Source organism: Desulfofustis glycolicus DSM 9705, assembly GCF_900130015.1.
Lineage (GTDB): Bacteria > Desulfobacterota > Desulfobulbia > Desulfobulbales > Desulfocapsaceae > Desulfofustis > Desulfofustis glycolicus.
In genome coordinates this window covers 101,531-125,912 of record NZ_FQXS01000009.1, presented here as the reverse complement: position 1 = coordinate 125,912, position 24,382 = coordinate 101,531, and the positions used below count along the sequence as shown (strand labels likewise).

Here is a 24,382-nt window from a genome sequence, read left to right as displayed (position 1 = left end):
TTGTGTTTTGTTTAATTCTTAAAGTTAGCGGCGGGACAGGTTAAAACCTGTCCCGCCGTTGGCTGAGTTTTTCTTATGAATTTCTGGTTATTCTTTGTCCTGGCGGTCATCGTCGCCCATTTCATCCTCGACGTCGTGGTGGCACGCCTCAACCTGAAGGCACTGTCTCCCCGGCTACCCGACGAATTCGCCGATATCTACGATCCGGAGGACTATCGCAGATCCCAGCACTACACCCGCGTCACGACCCGTTTCGGGCTGCTGCAAAACAGCATCAGCACCACGGTCACCGTGATCTTTCTGGTGGCCGGCGGCTTCAATTCGATCGATCACCTGGCCCGCTCCTGGGTGGACGGCCCGATCGTCACCGGTCTTGTCTTCACCGCTCTGCTGATACTGCTTTCCTTTCTCCTCGGACTCCCCTTTTCCATCTATTCGACCTTCGCCATAGAAGCAAGATTCGGCTTCAATCGAACCAGCCCGCTCACCTTCTTCACCGATATCTGCAAAGGCCTGCTGGTTGCGCTGATCATCGGCGGTCCACTGCTCGCCCTGCTTCTCTGGTTCTTCGAAACCGGCGGTGAGCTGGCCTGGCTCTATTGCTGGCTCGGCGTCGTTGTTTTCGGCATTGTCCTCCAATTCCTCGCGCCGGTTGTGATCATGCCGCTGTTCAACAAGTTCACCCCCCTTGCCGACGGACCGCTGAAAGAACGGATCCTCGCTTATGTCAGGCAGCAGCTCTTCAACATCGGCGGCATCTATACGATGGACGGCTCGAAGCGATCAACAAAGCTCAACGCCTTTTTCACCGGATTCGGTAGATTTCGCAAAATCGTCTTTTTCGATACCCTGCTGGACAAACTGGACGACAATGAAATCGTTGCAGTGCTGGCCCACGAAATGGGCCACTTCAAACAACGACACATCTGGAAAATGATGGCTCTCTCTGCATTACAGACCGGTTTGCTCTTCTTCCTGCTGAGCCTGATCCTGGAAAACCACGGTCTTTTCGCCGCCTTTCGCATGGACCACGTTTCAATCTATGCCAGTCTCGTCTTCTTTGCCTTTCTCTATGCCCCGCTCAACACTCTGCTCGGTATCGGCACCAATTATATCTCCCGGCGCCACGAATTTTCGGCAGACCGATTCGCTGCCAAATCGACCGGTCGAGCCGAGTCACTGGCACACGCCCTGAAGCGGTTGAGCCGCGAAAACCTGAGCAATCTCACCCCCCACCCCGTGGCGGTAGCAATCAGCTACAGCCATCCTCCGGTGGTCCAACGACTAGAGGCCCTCCGGAACCTTGCCATGACCGTACTGCCGCGTCGGTGAGCCCCTGGACGATCAACTCGTCGCAGGTTGCTTGCGCTCCCGGATAAAAATGAGCATAATGTTTCCATTTGCCGACAGCACACCTTGACACTGTCAGGTTTTGCGTGTTGATTGAAAATAGGAATCGATCGTTGCCGATCCGCTGCGGGCCAGCAACCGGCGCCGTCCCGGGACAAAGAGACGCTGCGGAGGAGCAAAATAAGCCGGACCATCACTGCGAGGAGCGCATTATGAACAAAAACGATTTGAAAAACCCACTCATCCAGTCGGGGGCCATTCTCCTGGTCGTCTTTCTCCTCATCTCCATCGTCGCCAACTCCGAGCCGGACGGGTTTCTCGGCAGTATCTCCGGACTTGCCTCCGGGCTTCTGTTTATCATCGGCCTGTTTCTGGCCATCATCATCTCCATTGCCATCATCATCGGCCTCTTTATCGCGGCGGTATCGATTCACTCCATCGATAAGGCTCGCGATCTGAGCCGGCAGCTCAAAGAAACACTCATCAATCTGTGGGAAAGACTTGGTGGCGGAAACGTCGCACGCCTTGTCGTGAAACGGGACGCGGCCGACGATAGTACCATCACCGGCGGTAGCGTCGCACCGGATGCGCAGTACGACCAGTTGGCCCGGCAGGTTGCAACCCTGCACAGCCGGATGCAGGAACAGCAATCACATCTGGCCACTGCGGCAACATCACTGGCAGCGCTGCAGCATGAGGTCAGCAACCTGCAGCAGTCGACGGATGAATCCCTCCCCGCACCAGCACATGACCATCAGGAAATGATGGAGCAATTTCAGACCGTCGCTGAAAAGCTGGACGGATTGACCGCCCGGCTCGACACCCTCGAACGGCGAATGGATGAACAACTCAGCCAGCTGACAAGCGATATCGACGAACTGCGAGAAAAAACAGCATTGCCCGATGTCGTTGCCGGGATCCTTTCCTATGTCGATCGTCCGGAAGATCGAGAGCTCATCACCAGTAAGGCAGAAGAAGCGGTCGCACGGGGAATGACCTACGCCCAGATCGACGAGTTTTTTAAAAACTCCCTCTCCCCGGAAGTATTCGAGGTACTCGAATCACATCCCCGACTGACCAAAGATTTTATCCGATCGGTGAAAAAGCGGTTTGAGTAGCTTGTGCGGGACAGATCGGCAGATCAGGAGACATAGCCCTGCTGCTGCAAGTAGAGCATGATCTCCTGGGCGGCTTCCAGCGGCGTCATCGTTGATGTGTCGATGCGCAGTTCCGGATTGACAGGCGGGTGATAGGGATCGGTGATTCCGGTCACCCCTTTGATCCGCCCTGATCGGGCCTTGGCATACAATCCCTTGCGGTCACGCTGTTCGCAAATTTCGAGCGGCGTTGAAACATGGACCTCAATATAGCCGCCATAGCGGGAGATCAGCGCCCGGTTTGCCTGTCGTGACTCCTCGTATGGCGCAATCGGCGCACAAATGGCGATACCGCCGTTCTTGGTGATCTCTGAGGCGACATAGCCGATACGGGTGACATTGAGATCCCGATGCTCCCGCGAAAAGTTCAGTTCCGATGACAGGTTCTTCCTGACAATATCGCCGTCAAGCAAGGTTACCGGTCGCTCGCGCAGTTCCATAAATTTGACCAGCAACACCTTGGCGATCGTCGATTTTCCCGACCCAGACAGGCCGGTCATGAAAATGGTGAATCCCTGCCTGGACTTCGGTGGAAAAGCCAGCTGCAACTCGTCAAGCATGTCCTGCCAGACGAACCAATCGGGCAGTTCATCGCCGCGAACGATCCGGCTCTGCAATTCCGTCGACGTAACGGCGCGCTTGCTGTCCGTCTCCTGTGCCGACAGTGGAGAGTAGGTGCCACTCTCTTCATCGTAACAATATTCCAGCTGCGGGACCATCTCGATCCCGGTCTTCGTTGCATATCGAGCAACCAACTCCTGGGCCGCACCTTTTTCGTAAAAAAGCATCGCTGAACCGTTTTGATTGGCAAACGGATCGGCATGATCATCGGCGACCATGAAATGCGTACAGCCGAAATTGCGGCGCATGATAGCCTGCTGCAAAGCTTCCCGGGGACCGGCCCGGCGTGAAGCAAATGGCGACAGGCCAAGCATGATCATATTGGGCGGAAACTTGCTGGTAAATACCTGGTAACAACGGATATGGGTAAAGAAATCGACATCTCCCGGATGATCAAGCCCTACCACCGGCTGCAGAAAAATCGCCGCCCCGATTTGACGGGCCGCATCGAGCACCATCTCCCGGTGAGCACAATGCAGATATTGCTCGGTATGAAAACCGAGTACCCGGCGCCAGCCGTTCATTGTAAAGCGTCGCACGGTTTCCGACGGGGTCAGCCGCAGTTGCAGAAAATCGTAATGGATCGGTAGACTGATCCCTTCGACGGTGCCACCGACATAAAACGGTTTGCTGCCCTCGAGCAGCTGCCTGACACCGGGATGGGCAGCCGGTTCCGAACTGCCGAAGACCTGCTCGGCCTCGGCCTGTCGATCGGGGCGCCACACGTCAGAGACGGTCAGGATCGCCAGCAAAAACCCTTCCTGGTCATTGAGTGCGACCTTTTGTCCCGGCGACAATTGCGCGGCCGTCCGTTCGTCAACATCGAGACAGACCGGCAGTGGCCAGACCGTCCCGTCCGGCAAAGTGAGCCCGTCAAGCACCGATTCGTACGCGGCCCGGTCCATGAAGCCGGTCAGTGGGTAAAAACCGCGGTTGAGCAGCAGCTCAAGATCGAACAGCTGCCGCTCGTTTGGATTGATAGCCGTCAAGTCCAGGGCTTGACGACGCAACTCCTCGGCACGGCGAAAGTGCACCACCAGGGATTCGGAATAATCTTCACCTTTCATCACGACATCCGCTTACTAGAAGAGTCGAAACTGGTCCAGACAACCTGACGGAGGGAGTCACCTCCCGTTCTCTGTTTGTGCCCGGTACCAGGTATAGACGTTACGCAGCCCATCGGCCAGAGAAAAAGAGGGCTGCCAGCCAAAGCGCTGCAACCGCCTCGTATCGAGTAGTTTTCGGGGCGTGCCCTCGGGTTGGGAGGTGTCGTAGCGGGTCTCCCCGTGAAAGCCAACCATCTCCCTGATCACCTCGGCAAGCTCCCGGATCGTACAATCCTTACCGACACCGATGTTGACGAAAGAAGGCACCGGACCTGACGAATCGCCCTCGGCGAGTGCCTGTTGCCAGTTCTGCCGATCGATTTCCATGATATGGAGGCAGGCCGACGCCATATCGTCCACGTGAAGGAATTCCCGGCGTGCCTGACCACTGCCCCAGAGTTCGACCTGCACCAAACCACCGGTCGGCGCTCGCTGCCCGGTCGCCTGGCCGATACCAAGCGCCATCCTGATGTCACGCGGAATCGGGCCGAAGGTCCGTTCATCGGCCTCGATCCCGTCCCAATCCTGCTGCCGGGCCAGTCGAGCTAGATGATATTTCCTGATGATCGCCGGAACCACGTGGGAGTTCTGCAGGTGATAATTGTCCCCGGGACCATAGAGATTGGTTGGCATGACCGCCCGGTAGTCGGTATCGTACTGGCGATTATAGGCCTCGCACATCTTGATACCGGCGATCTTGGCCACCGCGTACGGCTCGTTGGTAACTTCCAGTGGGCCGGTCAGCAGCGCCTCCTCGCGCATCGGCTGCGGACAGTCCCGCGGGTAAATGCAGGAGCTGCCGAGAAACAACAGTTGCTTGACCCCACTACGCCAGGCCTCGTGAATCACATTGCTCTGGATCATCAGGTTCTGATGAATGAACTCTGCAGGATAGGTGTTGTTGGCGTAAATTCCTCCGACCCGCGCTGCGGCCAACACGACGCGGTCGACTGATTCATCGGCGAAAAACTGCCGGACCGCCCGTTGATCGGTCAGATCAAGCTCGGATGAACGGCGGGTGATGAGGTTTTCGTATCCTTTCTTCCGCAGCAAGCGCAAAATGGCCGAACCGACCATGCCCCTATGGCCGGCGACGAAGATCCGACTGTGCAGCGAATATTCCGGTAGAGGTCCTGTCATCGACAACTCGTAGGGTGTCCCGGTCGAATGATCACTATCTACGCCCTCTTTATTCGTGGTGATTGAAGGTCTGGAACCCTTCTCCCTGGCAGAGTTCGTCACGCCGGGCCTCTTCCAGGTCCGCCCGCACCATTTCGGCGACCAGCTCGGAGAAACTGGTACGCGGCTGCCAGCCGAGCTCATTCTTGGCCTTGGTCGGATCACCCAACAGGGTTTCCACCTCTGTCGGCCGGAAGTAACGCGGATCAACCCGGACAATTACCTGCCCGGGCCGGCACCTGACATCACCCTTGGCCGGATCGACCTGCTCGACGGTGCCGACTTCATCGATACCCTGCCCGCTCCAAGACAGGGTGATGCCCAATTCGCCGGCGGCACGCTCGACGAAATCGCGCACCGAATGCTGCTCGCCGGTGGCGATCACATAATCCTCAGGTCGGTCCTGCTGCAGCATGAGCCACTGCATCTCAACGTAATCTCGGGCGTGGCCCCAGTCTCGCAGTGCATTGAGATTACCGAGATAGAGGCAATCATGCAGGCCGAGCACGATCCTGGCCAGCGCCCGGGTGATCTTACGGGTGACGAAGGTCTCGCCGCGTCGCGGCGATTCGTGGTTGAACAGAATCCCGTTGCAGGCGTACATCGAATAAGCTTCCCGGTAGTTGACCACGATCCAGTAGGAATAGAGTTTGGCCACCGCATAGGGAGATCGCGGGTAGAACGGTGTTCGCTCGCTCTGCGGGATCTCCTGAACCATTCCGTAAAGCTCGGAGGTGGAGGCCTGGTAAAATCTCGTTTTTCCGGTCAGGCCGAGAATCCTGATCGCCTCAAGCAGCCGCAGCGTCCCGAGCGCGTCGGAATTGGCTGTATATTCCGGCTCTTCGAAAGAAACGGCAACGTGAGACTGAGCGGCCAGGTTGTAGAGTTCGTCCGGTTTGACCTTTTCGATGATATGGATTAGACTCGACGAGTCGGTCAGGTCGCCATGATGCAGGATGAAACGACGATCAGTCTCATGGGGACCCTGGTAGATATGATCGATCCGGTCCGTATTGAACAGTGAAGTGCGACGTTTGATGCCGTGCACTTCGTACCCTTTCTCCAACAGAAACTCGACCAGGTACGAGCCATCCTGGCCCGTCACCCCGGTAATCAGCGCCTTTTTTTTCATGTCCTGACATAGTCTCGATTAGCTGCCCGAACGAGCCTACCCCGCCGTCGGCGCTGACAGCTAACCATAATCGCCCGGCCTTGGCAAACAGATTCTGTCGCGCGCCAGCAACCTGTTCAGGTGTCTGCACGAGGGAAGCGAGTGGGCCGGGCTAGGCCGCTTCGCTCAGCCAAGGGCGACCGTCGCCTTCTGGCCGTTGGCAGCGCGATTGAGACCGCTCAACAAGGCCTTGACAGAGGCGATAATGATATCGGTGTCGATGCCGGCACCCCAAAAACGTTTGCCATCCGAACGTTCAACCTGGATATAGGCCACCGCTTTGGCATGGGAGCCGGTATTGAGGGCATGCTCATGATAGCTGCACAGGGACCACTCACCGGTGACCAGGACTTTCAAAGCGTTGGAGAAAGCATCAAGCGGGCCGTTACCGGTCCCTTTGATCGACTGCTCGCGACCATCCACCTCCAGGGTCGCCTCCACTTCGGCAAAGGACCGTTTCTCCTTTTTATCGCTGTGTCGTTTCATCACCTGGAAGGAGATCAGGTCAAAAGGGTGATGCAGATCGAGATACGTCTCTTCAAAGGCATGATTGATTTCCCGGGCGTGCAACTCACGTCCTTCACGATCGGTCATCTCCTGCACGATCCGGCCAAACTCGGGATGCATCTCTTTGGGCATCTTGATGCCGAAGTCGTGATCCATGATATAGGCCACGCCGCCCTTTCCCGACTGACTGTTGATACGAATAATCGACTCATAGGTCCGACCAACGTCCGAGGGGTCGATCGGCAGATACGGTACTTCCCAGAATGCGGCGGACGCCGTCTCGTAACGACTCATGCCTTTGTTGATCGCATCCTGGTGGGAGCCGGAAAAGGCCGTGTAGACCAGTTCCCCGGCATAGGGGTGACGGAGGTGCACCGGAATGCGATTGACTCGCTCATAGACATCGATCAGGCGGTTGATATCATGGAGATCGAGCTGAGGGTCAACGCCGTGGGTGAACATGTTGAGGGCCAGCGTAACGATATCGACATTGCCCGTTCGCTCACCGTTGCCGAACAGGGTCCCCTCGACCCGCTCGGCACCGGCCATCAACGCCAGTTCGGTGGCGGCCACGGCACAACCTCGGTCATTGTGGGTGTGCACGCTGATGATGGCGGCATCGCGCTGTTTCATGTGCGCGCAAAACCATTCGATTTGGTCGGCAAAGATATTCGGGGTGGCCAGTTCCACGGTCGCCGGCAGGTTGATGATAATCCGGTTCTGCTCGTCAGCCTGCCATACAGCCATTACCGCTTCGCAGATCTCGACGGCGAAGTCGAGCTCGGTCCCGGTAAAGCTCTCCGGGGAATATTGATAGCGAAATCTGGTTTCGGGATAGTTTTTTGCTTCCTGCTGCACCAACTCGGCGCCGCGCACGGCGAGATCGATAATCTCCTTCCGGCTCATATTGAAGACCACATCACGCTGCAAGGTCGATGTGGAATTATAGAGATGGACGATTACATCCCGGGCGCCCCTGATTGATTCGAACGTTCGCTTGATCAGATGCTCGCGCGCCTGCGTCAACACCTGAATAGCGGTGCCCGGCGGGATCAGGCCGTCGTCGATGAGGGTCCGGGCAAATTCGAATTCGACCTGCGAGGCCGATGGAAATCCGACCTCGATCTCTCGAAAGCCGATATCGAGAAGCAACTCCCACATCTCCAGTTTTTTTGCCAGACTCATCGGCTGGATCAATGCCTGGTTGCCGTCACGCAGATCGACACTGCACCAGGTCGGCGCCGTCTCAATCCGCTTGTCCGGCCAGGTCCGCTGCGGAAACGGCAGGGTTGGATAGGGTCGATATTTCTTTACTGATTCCGGTTTCATGGATCTCTCCTGCGGGATTCTCGATAGCGACGACGAGTACACGGATAGACACCCGAGGCGATATCGTCTTGTATTCTCCTCAAACCAGCCGATGCACCAGACTCACCGTGTCTGAGCCTTCGTGGCCTGCCCTGCCGCGCTCAACGCGCCGCCGGACAAAAAAAAAGGCCGCGGTTTCTGCAACCGCGGCCGTGTCAACTGGATTCTCAACTATGCTACACGATCCCGTCCCGTACCGCGGCATGACCCGACAGGGTCAGTCGAAGAAGTGCGTGTAGAGCCAGGAGGAGCATATCTATCATCTTGTTATTTATTGTATGTACGCAGTGGTCACTTTGATTAGCACTGTAAACCCGGTTGCTTCCGGTTGTCAAGACAATTCTGCTGCCTGCCTCGGCGCCGGAACCTGCTCTCGGACCGCACCGGGAAGAGAACGTCGGTTCCATTGGTGTTGACATATTTCGGACGGATTTTTATACTTTAAAGTTCGTTCATCCATCGCCGGAACCAACCGGCATATCGTTTTTCCAGACGTCTACTCAGAGGTTCATAATCATGACTCAGATTACCGGCGCTCAGGCCGTCGTTCAATGCCTTGTGGAAGAGAAGGTTTCCACCATTTTCGGCTATCCCGGCGGCGCCGTTATCGATCTCTACGACGAATTGATACAAAGCAGCCGGATCAAACATATTCTTGTTCGGCATGAACAGGCGGCCGTTCATGCCGCCGACGGCTATGCCAGGGTTACCGGGCAGGTCGGTGTCGCCTTGCTTACCTCCGGTCCCGGCGCAACCAACGGTGTCACCGGTATCGCCACCGCCTATCTCGATTCGATTCCGTTGGTCATCCTGACCGGTCAGGTGCCAACCGCGATGATCGGGAACGACGCCTTTCAGGAAGTCGACATCGTCGGCATTACCCGGCCATGCACAAAGCACAACTACCTGGTCAAGCAGAAGGAAGACCTGATTCCGACACTGCGCGAGGCATTCCATATCGCCCGCACCGGTCGACCGGGGCCGGTTCTCGTCGACCTGCCCAAGGATATTATGAAGGCGCTGGTAACCTGCCGGGAAACCACTCCGATCAAGATGCACAACTATCAACCCACCCATGAACCGGAAATGGAGCAAATCACCCGGGCCTGCCGCCTGATCATGGAGGCGCACCGGCCGGTTCTCTATGTCGGCGGCGGCGTCGTCCTGGCCAATGCTGACCGGGAACTCTTCGAACTGGCCACCAAACTCGATATTCCGGTAACAACGACCCTGATGGCACTCGGCGCCTTCCCCGGCAGCCATCAATTGTCGATGGGCATGCTCGGTATGCACGGCACCTATACCGCCAACATGGCAGTCGCCGAAGCGGACCTGCTTATTTCCGTCGGGGCACGCTTCGACGACCGGGTCACCGGCAAACTCGACTCCTTTGCGCCGCGAGCCCGTATCATTCATGTCGATATCGACCCGACTTCGATCAGCAAAAACGTCAAGGTTGACGTACCGATCATCTCCGACTGCAAAAAGGCCCTGACGGCAATGAACACCTGGTTCAACAATGAACAGCAGATTTCGGTAACCGACGAAAAGGACAAGCACCAGACCTGGTTCGAGCAGATCAGGCAGTGGAACGAGCGACACCCCCTCGCCTATCGCGATGAAGGGGATGACATCATCAAACCGCAATACGTGGTGGAAATGCTCGACGAGCTAACCAACGGCGAGGCCATCATCGCCACCGAAGTCGGCCAGCACCAGATGTGGGCTGCGCAGTTCTATCGCTACAACACGCCGCGCCGCTTTCTTACCTCCGGCGGTCTCGGCACCATGGGGTACGGGCTGCCCGCCGCGATCGGCGCCAAACTGGCCCGGCCCGACGCAGTAGTGATCGACATTGCCGGGGACGCCTCGATTCAGATGAATATCCAGGAGTTGGCTACCGCGCGGCAATACGGCTGTCCGGTAAAGGTGGCGATCCTCAACAACCAATTCCTCGGCATGGTTCGTCAGTGGCAGGAACTTTTCTACGATAAGCGCTATGCGTCAACGGAGATGGACATCGCCCCTGATTTTGTCGCGCTGGCCGAAGCCTACGGCGCCGTCGGCCTTCGCGCGACGAAAAAGAGCGAAGTCGTCGAGGTGATCAAGCAGGCCCTGGCCGTCGACAACACGGTTCTGATGGACTTCCGCATCGCCCGTGAGGAAGGCGTCTATCCGATGGTGCCGGCCGGCAAGGCAACCACCGAAATGCTGCTCGTATAGCTAACTTAACCAACGGCGGGACTGGTTTTAACCTGTCCCCCGCTAACTTTAAATGCTTTCCAACGGCGGGACCGGTTTTAACCTCACCCTCCGCAAATCTGACTGGAGATCACAACAAAGGAAACCTTGAAAAGTATCATCGTGGTCGATAGGGCTGGGTCGATTCTCCCTCCGGCTGCTGCGTTGCGGTCTGATCGGTTGGTCTCCGAGGCCGGCAGACAGGCCATCCATGGCCTGGCGAGAAGCGTTCGGGCCTGCTTCTCCGCCCCACCTGGCCTCCGCGATGCAGCCTCCGGCAGAACCGGACAGCCCGGGAAACTGAGGTTCACATAAACTTCCAATGGCGGGACAAGTAGTAACCCGCCTTCCACGGACTTTCAACTGCGGTCAACATCAAGAGACGATTGCCATGCGAACAGAACGTATTCCCATCGCCCGAGAGGGTGTCCCGTTTATCGGCTACACCGCTTTCCTCACCCTTACCTGTGCCCTGCTCGGCCTCCAGACGGCAACCCTTGTGCTGGTACTGATCACCACCTTTGTCCTGATGTTCTTCCGCGATCCGGACCGCATCACGCCGGTGGAAAACGATGTTGTCATCGCTCCGGCGGACGGAAAAATCATCGTCGTCGAGCAGGTGATCGATGAGCGGTTCTCTCCCGAACGGGTATGGAAGATCTCCATCTTCATGAACATCTTCAACGTTCATGTCAACCGCATTCCCATCGCCGGCACGATTGAGCACATTCGTCACATACCCGGCGCCTTCCTGGCCGCCGACAACAAGGATGCCCACCTGAAAAACGAGTATTGCGCCATGACCATCGCTGTCCGGGAAAATGTCAGGCTGACGGTGGTGCAGATCGCCGGTCTGATCGCCAGACGAATCGTCTGCCGGGCGGAACCCGGCGAGTCGGTCCACGCCGGCCGGCGCTACGGTCTGATTCGTTTCGGCTCGCGTCTCGACCTTTACCTGCCCATCACGGCGACGATGACCACCGAAGTCGGGCAGAAAAGCAGAGCCGGAGAAACCATCCTGGCCCGTTTAAACTAAAACCGGCCGATCCTATCACGGCTATTGAAAATTAACGGGGGACTGGTTCTAACCTGTCCCCCGCTGACTTTCCTGCCAACGATTCCAGAAGGCGAACCGGTTTCAATCTATCTCTGCTGACTTACCAACGGCAGCCCCGGTTCAACATCCCGCCGCGCCTGCGAGGAGCAATCTGTGGCACGACAAACGGCCCTGCCGACTATGACGGGACCTTTTTTCGATCGTGACAAGCTTCACCCTGGAGATTGCATTGCAATTGAATATTGCCGGTAAACCTGGTACGTTCACTGGTCGATAATCAGACTGGCGGCACGGGCCGCCCGTCATTTCATCTGATCTGAGGTGAACCGATGTTTACACGTAAATCAGCATATAATGTCGCCGTTGTCGGCGCCACCGGAGCCGTTGGTGGTGCTATGCTTGAAACCTTAGCCCGACGAGCGTTTCCAATCAATGAACTGCGGCTGCTCGCTTCGGAACGGTCACGCGGGAAAACCTGCCCGTTTCAAGGTCGGGATGTGGCGGTCGAGGTGTTGACCGAGGATTCTTTCGAAGGGATCGATTTCGCCCTCTTTTCAGCCGGGGCTGACCGCTCCCTCGCCTTTGCGCCGGCAGCGGCGGCGGCCGGCGCCATCGTCGTCGATAATTCGAGCGCCTTCAGAATGGACCCCGATGTCCCCCTGGTGGTTCCCGAAGTCAATCCTCAGGCGATTAGTCGGTACGCTAAGCGTGGTATTATCGCCAACCCGAATTGCTCCACTATCCAGATGCTGGTCGCGCTCAAACCGATTTACGATCGCGCCGGTATCAAGCGAATCGTCGTCTCTACCTATCAGGCGGTATCCGGCACCGGTACGTCGGCAATCGAGGAACTCAAGCAGCAGGTGCGCGATTTTGTCGCCGGCACACCGCTCTCCCATCGCGTCTATCCACACCAAATCGCCTTCAACTGCCTGCCGCATATCGACTCGTTCCTGGACAACGGCTATACCAAGGAAGAGATGAAGATGGTGAACGAGACGAGAAAGATCTTCGAGGACGAATCGATCGGGGTCACCGCTACCGCCGTCCGGGTACCGGTCTTCTACGGCCATTCGGAATCGATCAACATCGAGACCCAAACAAAAATTTCCGCCGCTGAAGTAACCGCCCTGCTGGCGGAAGCCCCCGGCGTCACCGTTGTCGATGACCCGCTCAAGCAGCGATATCCCCTAGCCACCAACGCCCAGGGGGAATTCGACACATTTGTCGGCAGAATCCGCGAAGACGAATCCATCGCCAACGGCATCAACCTCTGGGTCGTCTCCGACAATATCTTGAAAGGTGCGGCACTGAACACCATCCAGATCGCCGAGCAGTTTTTCAAGGATTGATTATCTGCCGGTCGAAAACGCCGACACGCCGGGATGCCTTGCGCCAGCCGGCACCATTTCCACCTCGGAGTTTCAAGCGGACAAGAGAATCGACATCGGCGATGATCGCCTGCGGAGCAGCGAAGAGAGATGAGGATCATCAGCGGCATCGCCCGGGGACGCCGGCTGTTCACTCCGGCCGGCGGCACCCGGGCCATCCGACCGACAGCCGATCGCGCCCGCGAAGCGGTATTCAATATCATCAGCTCGGCGATCGTCGGCAGTCATGTCGCCGATCTTTTCGCCGGCACTGGTGCGTTTGGCTGTGAAGCACTGAGCCGGGGCGCGGCATCGGTGCTTTTCGTCGATAACAGCAGCCAGGCCCTCACGCTGGTAGCTAAAAACGTCGCACTGATTGCTGACGGTCCACAGCGTTCGGCGTTACGCCGGGCCGATCTGAGCAAAGGTCTCGGTGTCATGACCACCACCGGCGATCCGCACCGTCGCTACGACCTTGTCTTTGCCGATCCTCCGTATGGCAAAAATCTGGCACGGACCATACTTCACCTGCTCGATCGCCCCGATGTCTTTTCTGCCACAGCACTGCTCATCATCGAGGAGCGTAAAGACTTTTCGCCGCCCGACTCGCTTCACCACCTAATCCGGATCGACAGCCGGCGCTACGGCGACTCGATGTTTATCTTCTATCGCCCGACGCCACCAATCTGACCACCCTACCGAGCCCAGGAACCAATCATGACACCATCAGAGCACCTGCCCACGACCGCCATCTATCCCGGGACCTTCGACCCGATCACCAACGGCCATCTAGACCTGATTACCAGGGGATTGAATCTCTTTGACAGAATCATCGTCGCTATTGCCATCAACCCCGGGAAGGCGCCTCTGTTCAGCCTGGAAGAACGAAAAGAGATGATTCTTCGCTGTTTTCAGGGCAACGAGCGGATCGAAGTTGATTACGTTTCCGGTCTGCTCGTCGAATATGCCGCCAGACGACAGGCCAGGGCCATCATTCGCGGTCTCCGGGCCGTTTCCGATTTCGATTACGAGTTTCAGTTGGCGCTGATGAATCGGAAACTTGAACGATCCGTCGAATCGGTCTTTCTGATGCCGGGTTTTCGCTGGATTTTCATTTCTTCTTCGATCGTCAAGGATGCGGCACGGCACGGTGGTGATGTCCACGATCTGGTACCGGAACACGTCAATGAAATGTTGATCGAAAAATTCCGAACCAGCGCCCCTCCCGTCGACAGCGAGTCATGAACAACGGCAACCATCGCCAGGTTGCCAGCCCGGCACGCCGACTGATTCTGCTGCTGGGCTCGCTCCTGCTGCTCTATCCGCTGATCCGCTTCATCCGCTTCAAGCTGCCGCGCAAACCGAAGATCATCGAGGTAAGCGGCACGGTGAAGCAGGACGGGCAGTTGCTCAAGCAGGACTTCATCCTCTTATCCCGAGATGATCAACTCTGGGCTGTCTCACGAATCTGTACCCACCTGGGCTGTCGTATCAATTACAAGGAACGGGAAGGCTATCTGGAGTGCCCGTGCCATCAAAGCCGTTTTTCCATCCATGGCGAGGTGCTCAATGGGCCGGCACAGCAACATCTGCCACGCTATCATGTTGAAGAGAAAGGTGCCCCACCGGCTCTTTTCGTAACCATCAAATAGGGCGCATGCGTATCGCGGAGCGATTCGGCACATTGCTGCAATCGATTAAATGGGGAGAGTGGAGCCTGATCTGCCTCTACCTGTCCCTGCTCTCAGGGATCCTCGTCGGTCTGCATTATGACCCGCACGAGCCCTATTACTCGACCTCCGCCCTCGACATCCTGATTCCCTACGGCGCCTGGTTCCGATCCCTTCACTTCTATTCGAGTCAGCTCTTTTTCCTCTTCGCCCTGGCCCACTACCTGGCGGTATTCGACAAATCTGAGAGCTACGACACCACCTCCTTTATTGTTCTCATTCTCTGTTTGCCGGTCATCCTGATGCTGCTGTTCACCGGCTATGTACTGCGCTTCGACAGCACCGGTTTCTCCGCCGGAATGATCGCCGAACATATCCTCGAAGCCATCCCGTTCTTCGGCTCGACCCTGGATCGCCTTCTTTTTGCTATCTCCGATGGTGGGCTGCAACGCGTTTACCTGCACCATGTCTGCTCGTTTAACATCCTCTTTCTGCTTCTCGCCTGGAACCATCTGCGTCGCTATTACCGGGTCAATCTGACTTCGCATCTGCCGCTGGTCGCGACCGTCATGCTCACCGGGGTATTCGTTGCAGCCCCGCTCGACCCGGAACAACTCGGCATTTCTTATATTACCGGCCCCTGGTTCTTTCTCGGCCTACAGGAACTACTCCGCTATCTGCCGCCGCTTATTGCCGGCGTTCTGGTTCCCGTCGCCCTGATCGGCGCCCTCACCGTGCTTCGCCGCAAAAGCCGCTGGTATCCGCATCTGCTGACCTTCGTCGGCTGCTGGCTGGTCGGCTACCTCTTCCTAACGGTTCTCGCCCTGACCATACACGATTGAAAGCGATAAACTGCCCCGAGGCAGTTGTGTTTTTTTTATATGAAAATCGGCGGGACAGGTTTTAACCTGTCCCCCTCTCACTTTCACCAACCGGATCTTCCGAATACGACACCGATTTTCATCGTTCGTTGTGACATCCCGTCATGGGGGCTATATAAAAATCAGTTCCACAGGCTGAACTTCCCGGGCTGGTTGGTTCTCTCGGAGGCTGCATCGCGGAGGCCCGGCGGGGCGGAGAATCAGGCCCGAAGGGGAGCGGACAGGACGTCCGCTCCAGGCCGATCAGGCCGCAGCGCAGTAGCCGGAGGGAGAACCAACCAGCCCATCCGACCACGGCGCTGATTTTCATCGTTCGTTATGACGTCCCGTCATGGGGATAGAGGAGCTGCGGGCAGGATGTCCGCAGCTGTACTGGAGTTCGGGTGACAGGTTGCAACCTGTCACCCCGTATGCATGGTTTTGCGGAGGACTCAGCTTTGGTCTCTGCCTTCCAACCGTTTGCGCAATTCCTCAATATCTGCCTGCAATGAGGAGCGCAACGCTGCCAATTCCTTTTTTACATATTCGGTAACCGGATCGCCACCGGAGCCTTCATCATCCGGCGGCGGCGATTCGGCATCACCAATCTCAGACTCGACAGCAGCATCGAAGGACAAGGAAGAATCATCCGAAGCTGTTTCATCCTCGTTCCCTTCGAGTTCTTCATCAAAAGACAAAAACGGCGAATCTTCCTCCTCGGTATCGGCCGGCGGATCGAGCGAAAACACATTTTCCTCGTCCAAGATCAACGAATCATCAGGAATTCCGCTTTCCTCCGGTTGGTCGGACCCGACCAGGTCGAACAGATCGTCTTCATCCCCTTGCTCATCGCCACCGGTGGCCGCGAGATGCTGATGCTCATCATCCTCTTCGACCGGTTCAAAAACTGCCTGAAAGTATTCCTTTTCAGCCTGCTCCTCGGTAACGAGGTCGGCGGCGCCGGCACCTTCATCTCCGTCACCGGATGGCTCATCCTCAGCCATCTCCTCCGCCTGATCGGAACGAACGGGACTGAGAAAGGTCAACTCGTCGCCCTTGCGGATGGCCTGCCGATCAAGCATGGTCTGCTGCCAGAGTAATACCTTGGTGGTCTCAGCGAGCAGGATCTCGTGGGCCTGCTCCGCCGGCAGTTCCGGATTCTGAATGAGTTCAAGCTTATCGAAGACAGAAAGAAGCAGGCCATGGGCCTCGGCGCTTGCTTCATATCGATACTGGCCGATGTGCTGCACGATGGTCGAAATCAACTGGAGAAACGTCTTCTCTACCGGACGGTTGGAATAATGGTGTCGCAATCCGTTCACTGCCGACAAAATTCCCTGAATGATCGTATCGTTGATTTCAACGCCAAGCGAGGCGATGGCTCCCCGGAGATCGCCGAGATCGTCGTCACTGGCGAAGACGAAGGTATCTTCCTCGTCTTCTTCCTTATCTGTTTCGGTCAATGCGGCCGGAGGTGGTGGCTTCTCACCGGGCTGACCGGCACCATCGGTTTCAGGCTGGCTCAGGGAAGCCACATCACGGGTATCGATATCGTCGGTTTCGTCGAGAAGCTCCATTTGGAACTCACCCGGTTCATCGACTCGTTCATCGATCGCCGCAAAAAATTCCTCCTCATCCGATTCGCTGGCAAACGTGGCATAGCCGTCATCTTCGTCACCGTCATCAATAATGCCTTCGGCGATCTCACCGACAACCTGCTCATCCTCAACAGCAGTGAAGACGACACCCTCCGTTTCTCCATCGTCAGCGGTCAGACCGGCCGCCATCTCGTCCGGCGACAGATCAGCCGGAGCACCGAACGCATCATCGGCCGGTTCGAAAAACGCGGCAACCTGTTCCTCTGCCCCAGCGGTTTCAAGCGAATCCTCCCTTTCGCCACCATCGTCTCGGTCATCGCTGTCATCGAACAAAGAATCGAGTTGGCTCTCAAATTCAATGGATTCTTCGGACTCGAAAAGGACCGGGGATTCATCGTCGAACGAGGCAGCCGGCTGCTGGGCTGGCTCGGCGTCACGCTCGGTATCGAGATCAATGCCTTCAAGCGCCGACGAGACGACGGCGTCGTCTTCTGCAAAAAGGGTCTCGAGACGATCCTCTATATCAGTGCCGATCATCTCACCTTCGTCAGGAGATTCGACACCCCTTTCTTCTTCATCCTCCATCGACAGGGCCGGCGCCAGATCTTCATCATCGCTGAGCGGAAGTGCGGCTTCCTCGGTATCGTCATCAGCTTCACTCTCGACATCGACACCACGGAGAGCCGAATCGGCCACCGCCTGGGAAACCAATCCTTCCTCTGCTTCCTGATCGAAAAAACCGCCGAGCCGTTTTTGCACCTCATGAACCGAATCGTCATCACTCCAGGCAATCGCTTCTTCGGACGTATCGCCGAACATAGTCGCCGGTTCCCCTTCCATATCGGCCAGGGCCGGTGCCAGCGTACCGCTCGGCTCCACCGGTAAGGCCTCTTCGGCCGAGTCGTCGTCGGCGTCGGTCTCGACATCGACACCGCGCAGGGCCTCTTCGGCGCTGATTGACATATACGAGGAACCGGCCCGGCTCTCCTCGGTATCGAAAAACGAGGCAACCCGCTGTGCCGCCTCCTGAGTAAAACTGTCTTCAGGCCCGGCACTGGCCGGCGTTTCTTCGACGGCAGCTTGCTCTCCGTCGCCGCTTTCCGAGAAAAATTGTTCGAGTCGGTCTTCTACATCGTTCGGCACATCTTCACCAAGCTGCGCCGCCTCTTCATCGGCCTGGAAGCCATGCACTTCATCGGGCACATCGGCAAACGCCGGTGCGACACTTGTGCCTTCACCTCCTTCATGCTCGTCGGCGGCTCCGGCATCTTCTTCGTCCGCCGGGGCGTCTTCGGTCAATGACGGCAGAATGATTTTCTTGAATTGTTCAAACTTCTCAACCTCCGGAAAGAGAATCGCCTTCTGCTCTTCGATGCTCATGTCGTTGACGACGATTTTTTCCAGCCCTTCATAAAAAGAATAGAGCAGTTTGAACGCATCGGCGTGAGCATTGCTCTTTTTCAATCTGATATAGCCGCCCAGAGCTTCGATGCCCTGGAGAAACAGCAGGCGCGGTTTGTCGCCGGCGAACTCAACCTCGAGTCGCCTGATCTCCTTGCTCAGATCACTCAATTCCCGCTCGGTTATCTCCCAATCCATACCGAGAATGCAGGCCTTGAGATTGAACAGGACGGGATGTGCGGCACCATGTTCCGACAGGGAAAGGGATGCGGCACCGGCCGGACCCGCGGCCGGTTTTTTACTCTTGGCCGTCTCCGCCTCGATCTGACGCTTGAGTTGCTCGAATTTTTTCACATCCGAGCGGAGAACCTCTTTTTTCTCGGCTTCGGACAATTCGGCATCAAGAACGATCTTTTCCAGATTATAATAGAAGGTCAGAAGCAGTTTGATGGCACTGGGGTGAGAATCCGACTTCTGCTGGAAAATGTACTTGCCGATTTTCTGCAACGCCTGGACATAGACCAGCTTGACCGGATCATCGGCCCAGATATCATGCAGGTCTGTCAATTCGTCGTTGAACTGGGTCAGGACTTCGTCGGTGATCTCCCAATCAATCGACAGCACAATCGTCTTCAGGCGAGCGATAGGAGACTCTTCTTCTCCGGAATACTCGAACAGGTCCACATAACCGGCATCGATGGACTCGTCATCATAGTCCGCGATTCCGACGGTCAGGTCGTCGTCATACTGGCTGTCTGTTTGTCGTTCCACCGTGCCTTCTCTCTAGAGTAATTTTTTCTGTATCGAAATAACGGTCGAGGAAATGATCTTCTTTAAAGTTGCTGCTACATTGTAGCCCGTTATGGCACTTGCTTCGAAATACGGAACCTTGAGTCTGCTGTTCAGATCTTTCTGCAATACCTCCGTGGGTAAAATGGGTATCCCGTGTTCCTTGAGATCCACCTTGTTATATTGCATGACCAACGGAATCTTGAAAATACTCTCTTTGTAGGAAAGGAGGTTTTCGTGTAACTGGTTGAGAGATCGTATATTTTTTTCCCTCTGCTTGGCCATCGCGTCGGCCACGAAGACAATGCCGTCGACACCTCGCAGAACCAATTTTCGCGTCGCGTTATATTTGACCTGGCCGGGTACGGTATACAATTGGATCTTGATATCGTACCCCTTGATCTTGCCCATATCAAACGGCAAAAAATCGAAAAACAGTGTCCGATCGCCGTGCGTTTTCAAACTCACCATCTCGGAGACTATCTGGTTACGATAGGTCTTGTTGATATATTCGAGATTGGTCGTCTTACCGCATCGCCCGGGCCCGTAATAGACGATCTTTACTTGAACAACCTTGTCTTTCAAGTTGATGAAGCTCAACTCAATACCCTCCTCTGCTTCGGATAATCGATACTGCTGAGGCGCACGGTCATCGTGGTGCCCTGTCGCCTATTTTCGTTTCCAAAGCTGGCGGATTTTCTCAATGACATCAACGACATTGAGTCTGAGAAAACCGAGCGATATATCTTTTCCGAACATGGAAATCAACAGTAATTCGTCGTCGATTTTGGAGAAATGAATATTTGATTCCTGCCCCTTGTGAAACAACAGGGAGAACTCCTGCTCCCCAACCAGTTTGGCCATGGCATCTACCGTCGCAAAGTTTCCGGCGGCAAGTGCGGCAAAGGAGTAAACGTCATATTTACTTTCACCATTGTCTTTGGCGGTGATGATATTGCCTGCCATATCAATGATGATGACACAATCAACACCCAGTTTTATCAGCTTGTCAGTGAGAATCGTATCGATCTGCTCAAGCTGTTCCTGACTGACAATTCCGTAATTCATGCCGTTTACCTCTTGTTGGTTTGAGCCATGCCCGCGGCTTTACTTAGATAATGAAACAACCTGTGGAAAACTCACCCGAAACCGGCCCGGTGTCGGAAGACCAGTCGGCCTGGCCAAATAAGTTTTTTTCTGATGCCCTATCCCTCGGTCAATCAAGGGCAGCGGCGCTGCTACTACGGCCCTTCGGCCGTTCTCGTCCGCTGCCCTCATCTCGCCGTTGCCGCCCCCCCGCACCAGTGCCACTGGAACCATCGTGCCGGCAGGCAAACAACCACTTGTCATAGTTGACAAAGTGATCACACTTCTGTTGCTACTCGTACCACTATACGATAGTTTTTTCATGAGTTGAAGCGCTTTTTTCAATTTTTACAATAAAAATCAGAGGCATAACAGGTAGCCCCAGCGAAACACCAAGAAATTCTATTAATTCATATATGATATCTGTTAGTTAAGAACAAATAGCGAAAATCCGTTGAACAATTCCGTGCTGCTGCACGTAAAAAGCTTCGCCGCTATAACACCACTATTTTACCGGGACCGCAAAAAGTTTGTAAAACCGGTTTATGCCCCGTTGGATTTCCGTCCAGACAAGACGGAACGCCTGTCCGGACAAGCCAATTTGCCGTTGCAGACCTCCCGTTAATCTGCTAAGTACCGTGGTGAATTTGACAACGCAGCACTACCGAAATCTCCGCCGCCACCTGTTCCACGCCGTCTCTTTGCCGTCACCGGTCAACCAGGAAGGCGCGTATTCAACTCGTCAGATAATACTTTGATGCAACTTGCAATTCGCCACACTGACCGTTTTGGGGTCCACGGCCCGATAACGCTACACCGATCGGTTCGCCGGATAGATCCTCACCGCAGTCGGGAGGCCCGTGGCCGTGCCTGAACTGCGAACCACCATTCCGGTCCTGCCGGAAGGCGCCACGCTGGTCGATTCTCATTGTCACCTTGACATGGAAGACTATCGCGACGATCTGCAGCAGGTCGTTGAACGGGCTGCTCGGCACGGTGTCTCCGGCATCGTGACCATTGGTATCGATCTAGCCAGCTCCCGTCAGGCCGTCGCCATCGCCGGGCGATTCAAGACGGTGCGGGCCACCATCGGCATCCATCCCCACCACGCCGATGACGTCGACCAGACAACACTGGACGAGCTGGCGCTACTGGTGGAACGGAATCGCGATCAGATTGTCGGATTCGGGGAGATCGGTCTGGATTACGTCAAGCGCCATGTCGCCCCGGAACGCCAGCGTTCGGCACTGATCATGCAACTCGGCCTGGCCAAAGAACTGGGACTACCGATCATCATTCATGACCGGGACGCCCACGAGGATTGCCTAAAATTACTGCAATCAGAAGGGCCGTTCGATCAGGGCGGTGTCATGCACTGCTTTTCCGGAGATCTGGAGTTTGCCCGGACCATTCTCGATATGAATCTGTACATCTCCATTCCCGGTATTGTCACCTTCAAAAACGCCCAGGATCTGCAGGCCGTTGCCGCACAAATCCCGCTTGATCAGCTCTTGGTGGAAACGGACGGACCATTCCTGGCCCCGGTCCCTTTTCGGGGCAAACGAAATGAACCCCTCTATACCATCTATACCGCCGCCGCGATTGCCACCCTGCGAGGAGTGGCATTGTCTGAAATCGCCCGGCACACCAGTGACAATGCATGTCGTCTGTTTGCCTGCACGTTTTCCTCTGATGAGGCGCCGACATCATGATTGGCCGGCAAATCCAGGAAATTCGAACCGAGCTGGCAGCCGCCGCCCGCCGGTGCGGCCGCGACCCTGCCGGAATCAAGCTGATTGCCGTATCGAAACACTTCCCGGTTGCGGCCATACTGGCAGCGCGTGCGGCCGGACAGACGGTGTTCGGGGAAAACTACCTACAGGAAGCCGCCGATAAACGGGCGCTCTTGCCGAATGACGTGGAGCTTCACTTGATCGGTCATTTGCAGAGCAACAAGGCCAAAGCCGCCGCGACGCTGTTTACGATGATCCACACCATCGATCGCTTCAAGATCGCCGCCGCTCTGAACCGTTATCTGGAAGAGGAACAACGCCATCTTGACGTGCTTGTCCAGGTCAACGTCGGCCGTGACCCGAAAAAAGCCGGAGTTTTGCCGGAAGACGCCGAAGCACTGCTCGACCGGCTGGCTACCCTGCCGAACCTGCGCGTCATGGGCTTGATGACCATGCCGCCCTACAACGAAGACCCGGAGCTGTCCAGGCCCTGTTTCAGAGAATTACACCGACTCGCCGAAACCTTCCGGCAACTCGGGCTGTTCGCCGCCGGCGCCCCCCCCGAGCTATCCATGGGCATGTCGCACGACTACCGCATAGCCATCGAGGAAGGAGCGACGATGATCCGCATCGGCACCGCCATCTTTGGCGAGCGATACTGATTGTGCAACGAGGCGGGACAGATGTGCAAAAGTAGCTGCGGTCGACCGGCCGCAATCACGGTATCATCAACCACATACGGCCCGGCGCCGGCCACGTCGGTTCTTTCCAGGCCGTGAAACAATAAGAGGAGCAGGATCAATGGACATCACGATGATCGGCACGGGCTACGTCGGCCTGGTGACCGGCACCTGTCTGGCAGAATTCGGCCATCATGTCATCTGCGTCGACAAAAACACCGAAAAAATCGACAGGCTGCGCCAAGGGGAGGTGCCGATCTATGAACCGGGGCTGGAGGTAATGGTCGCCAAAAACGTCAAGGAGGGACGTCTCTCCTTCTCCTGCGAACTGGCCGCGGCCGTGTCCGCTGCCGAGGCGATCTTTATCGCCGTAGGGACCCCGAGCAGCAGACGGGGCGACGGTTACGCCGATCTTTCTTATATCTACGAGGCGTCGCGGGAAATCGCTCCGCACCTGAGGGGCTACACGGTAATCGTTGACAAGAGTACGGTTCCGGTCGGCACCGCTCGACAGGTCGCCAGGATCATCGGCGAAGTGAACCCCGAGGCCGACTTCGACGTTGCGTCAAACCCGGAATTTCTGCGCGAAGGAGCGGCGATCGCCGACTTCATGCGGCCGGATCGGGTGGTCATCGGGGTGGCTTCGGAACGTGCGGAAAACGTGCTGCGGGCCGTTTATCAGCCGTTGTACCTCCGCGAGACGCCAATCGTCAAAACCGGTATCGAGACCGCCGAGTTGACCAAGTACGCAGCCAACGCCTTCCTCGCCACGAAAATCAGCTTTATCAACGAAATGGCGGTATTGTGCGAAACAATCGGTGCCGATGTGGTGGCCCTGGCCAAGGGCATCGGTATGGACGGCCGCATCGGCAGCAAATTTCTCCATCCCGGACCGGGCTACGGCGGTTCCTGTTTTCCCAAGGACACCCTGGCACTGATGAGAATCGCTCAGGAAAACGGCCAGAGCCTACGCATCGTCGAGGCCACCGTCGAGGCCAATGCTGCCCAGAAGGCCAAAATGGTCAAAAAAGTCAGGGATATGCTCGGCGGCTCGGAAGCCGGCAAGACCATCGCCGTACTCGGCCTGACCTTCAAGCCGGAAACCGACGATATGAGGGACGCGCCGTCTCTTACCATTATCCCCGCTTTATTGGAGAAAGGCGCTCGGATCCGCGCCCATGATCCGCAAGGAATTGAGGAGGCCCGCACCATGCTGCCGCCCGATGTGGTCTATAGCGAACACGCCTATGAGGCCTGCACCGGGGCCGATGCCGTGATCCTGATGACCGAATGGAACCAGTATCGTGCCCTTGACCTGGAACGTCTCGGCACGGTTATGAAACATCGCGTCTTTATCGATCTGCGCAACGTCTACCAGCCGGATATCGTCAAAGCCCACGGCTTTTCCTATAGCGGGGTAGGCAGAACCTGACAGCTG

The 24,382-nt window shown here is 56.4% G+C and carries 19 protein-coding genes; 12 read left to right on the top strand and 7 right to left on the bottom strand.

The window, feature by feature from the left end; genetic code table 11:
* Nucleotides 1-75 precede the first annotated feature (75 nt).
* Complete coding sequence (locus tag BUC26_RS09470) at nucleotides 76-1,332, top strand: M48 family metallopeptidase (RefSeq protein WP_073375504.1); 1,257 nt, start codon at nucleotides 76-78, stop codon at nucleotides 1,330-1,332.
* A 230-nt stretch (nucleotides 1,333-1,562) separates the two neighbouring features.
* Entirely contained in the window at nucleotides 1,563-2,468 is a 906-nt protein-coding gene (locus tag BUC26_RS09465; protein ID WP_073375502.1) for a hypothetical protein, read from the top strand.
* Nucleotides 2,469-2,491: 23 nt separating this feature from the next.
* Here BUC26_RS09465 and BUC26_RS09460 read toward each other — a convergent pair whose 3' ends face one another.
* The 4 genes from BUC26_RS09460 to leuA all read right to left on the bottom strand — a co-directional run bounded on the left by BUC26_RS09460 (nucleotide 2,492) and on the right by leuA (nucleotide 8,420).
* On the bottom strand, nucleotides 2,492-4,195 hold the full coding sequence (locus BUC26_RS09460) for a bifunctional sulfate adenylyltransferase/adenylylsulfate kinase (RefSeq protein WP_073375500.1): 1,704 nt from the start codon (nucleotides 4,193-4,195) through the stop codon (nucleotides 2,492-2,494).
* Between the two features lie 57 nt (nucleotides 4,196-4,252).
* A complete protein-coding gene (locus BUC26_RS09455) occupies nucleotides 4,253-5,374 on the bottom strand; it encodes a GDP-L-fucose synthase family protein (RefSeq protein ID WP_073375499.1) in 1,122 nt (373 codons plus the stop codon).
* A 49-nt stretch (nucleotides 5,375-5,423) separates the two neighbouring features.
* Entirely contained in the window at nucleotides 5,424-6,545 is a 1,122-nt protein-coding gene (gene gmd / locus BUC26_RS09450) for a GDP-mannose 4,6-dehydratase (RefSeq protein WP_073375497.1), read from the bottom strand.
* 165 nt (nucleotides 6,546-6,710) lie between these two features.
* Nucleotides 6,711-8,420 (bottom strand): 2-isopropylmalate synthase, encoded by a 1,710-nt coding sequence (gene leuA, locus BUC26_RS09445; RefSeq protein WP_073375495.1) that lies wholly within the window; start codon nucleotides 8,418-8,420, stop codon nucleotides 6,711-6,713.
* 555 nt (nucleotides 8,421-8,975) lie between these two features.
* On the opposite strand from leuA, the gene ilvB reads away from it, so the two are divergent.
* The 7 genes from ilvB (at nucleotide 8,976) to BUC26_RS09410 (ending at nucleotide 15,639) form a co-directional block, all read left to right on the top strand.
* Nucleotides 8,976-10,682 carry a biosynthetic-type acetolactate synthase large subunit gene (gene ilvB, locus BUC26_RS09440; protein WP_073375492.1) on the top strand — a complete coding sequence of 569 codons (1,707 nt, stop codon included), beginning with the start codon at nucleotides 8,976-8,978 and terminating at the stop codon, nucleotides 10,680-10,682.
* 409 nt (nucleotides 10,683-11,091) lie between these two features.
* Nucleotides 11,092-11,736 (top strand): phosphatidylserine decarboxylase family protein, encoded by a 645-nt coding sequence (locus tag BUC26_RS09435; RefSeq protein WP_073375490.1) that lies wholly within the window; start codon nucleotides 11,092-11,094, stop codon nucleotides 11,734-11,736.
* A 350-nt stretch (nucleotides 11,737-12,086) separates the two neighbouring features.
* The gene (locus BUC26_RS09430; protein ID WP_073375488.1) at nucleotides 12,087-13,109 is read left to right on the top strand and encodes an aspartate-semialdehyde dehydrogenase; all 1,023 of its coding nucleotides are present in this window, start codon (nucleotides 12,087-12,089) and stop codon (nucleotides 13,107-13,109) included.
* Nucleotides 13,110-13,238: 129 nt separating this feature from the next.
* Nucleotides 13,239-13,817: a 16S rRNA (guanine(966)-N(2))-methyltransferase RsmD gene (rsmD, locus tag BUC26_RS09425; protein WP_073375487.1), complete on the top strand. Its 579-nt coding sequence runs from the start codon at nucleotides 13,239-13,241 to the stop codon at nucleotides 13,815-13,817.
* A gap of 27 nt (nucleotides 13,818-13,844) precedes the next feature.
* Nucleotides 13,845-14,372 carry a pantetheine-phosphate adenylyltransferase gene (coaD, locus tag BUC26_RS09420; RefSeq protein WP_073375486.1) on the top strand — a complete coding sequence of 176 codons (528 nt, stop codon included), beginning with the start codon at nucleotides 13,845-13,847 and terminating at the stop codon, nucleotides 14,370-14,372.
* Nucleotides 14,369-14,779: a QcrA and Rieske domain-containing protein gene (locus BUC26_RS09415; RefSeq protein WP_073375485.1), complete on the top strand. Its 411-nt coding sequence runs from the start codon at nucleotides 14,369-14,371 to the stop codon at nucleotides 14,777-14,779. The genes coaD and BUC26_RS09415 overlap by 4 nt, the downstream gene beginning before the upstream one ends.
* A gap of 5 nt (nucleotides 14,780-14,784) precedes the next feature.
* Nucleotides 14,785-15,639: a cytochrome b N-terminal domain-containing protein gene (locus tag BUC26_RS09410; protein ID WP_073375483.1), complete on the top strand. Its 855-nt coding sequence runs from the start codon at nucleotides 14,785-14,787 to the stop codon at nucleotides 15,637-15,639.
* Between the two features lie 470 nt (nucleotides 15,640-16,109).
* On the opposite strand, the gene BUC26_RS09405 is transcribed toward BUC26_RS09410, so the two are convergent.
* The 3 genes from BUC26_RS09405 to BUC26_RS09395 all read right to left on the bottom strand — a co-directional run bounded on the left by BUC26_RS09405 (nucleotide 16,110) and on the right by BUC26_RS09395 (nucleotide 20,513).
* Entirely contained in the window at nucleotides 16,110-19,427 is a 3,318-nt protein-coding gene (locus BUC26_RS09405) for a hypothetical protein (RefSeq protein WP_073375481.1), read from the bottom strand.
* Between the two features lie 12 nt (nucleotides 19,428-19,439).
* On the bottom strand, nucleotides 19,440-20,045 hold the full coding sequence (locus tag BUC26_RS09400) for a GTP-binding protein (RefSeq protein WP_073375480.1): 606 nt from the start codon (nucleotides 20,043-20,045) through the stop codon (nucleotides 19,440-19,442).
* Between the two features lie 69 nt (nucleotides 20,046-20,114).
* Entirely contained in the window at nucleotides 20,115-20,513 is a 399-nt protein-coding gene (locus BUC26_RS09395; RefSeq protein ID WP_073375479.1) for a roadblock/LC7 domain-containing protein, read from the bottom strand.
* An 884-nt stretch (nucleotides 20,514-21,397) separates the two neighbouring features.
* Between BUC26_RS09395 and BUC26_RS09390 the strand changes: the two genes are divergently transcribed.
* The 3 genes from BUC26_RS09390 to BUC26_RS09380 all read left to right on the top strand — a co-directional run bounded on the left by BUC26_RS09390 (nucleotide 21,398) and on the right by BUC26_RS09380 (nucleotide 24,376).
* Nucleotides 21,398-22,243, top strand: a complete 846-nt coding sequence (locus tag BUC26_RS09390) for a TatD family hydrolase (protein WP_073375593.1) — start codon at nucleotides 21,398-21,400, stop codon at nucleotides 22,241-22,243.
* The gene (locus BUC26_RS09385) at nucleotides 22,240-22,926 is read left to right on the top strand and encodes a YggS family pyridoxal phosphate-dependent enzyme (RefSeq protein WP_073375478.1); all 687 of its coding nucleotides are present in this window, start codon (nucleotides 22,240-22,242) and stop codon (nucleotides 22,924-22,926) included. The genes BUC26_RS09390 and BUC26_RS09385 overlap by 4 nt, the downstream gene beginning before the upstream one ends.
* Before the next feature lie 139 nt (nucleotides 22,927-23,065).
* Complete coding sequence (locus tag BUC26_RS09380; protein WP_073375477.1) at nucleotides 23,066-24,376, top strand: UDP-glucose dehydrogenase family protein; 1,311 nt, start codon at nucleotides 23,066-23,068, stop codon at nucleotides 24,374-24,376.
* Nucleotides 24,377-24,382: the final 6 nt, after the last annotated feature.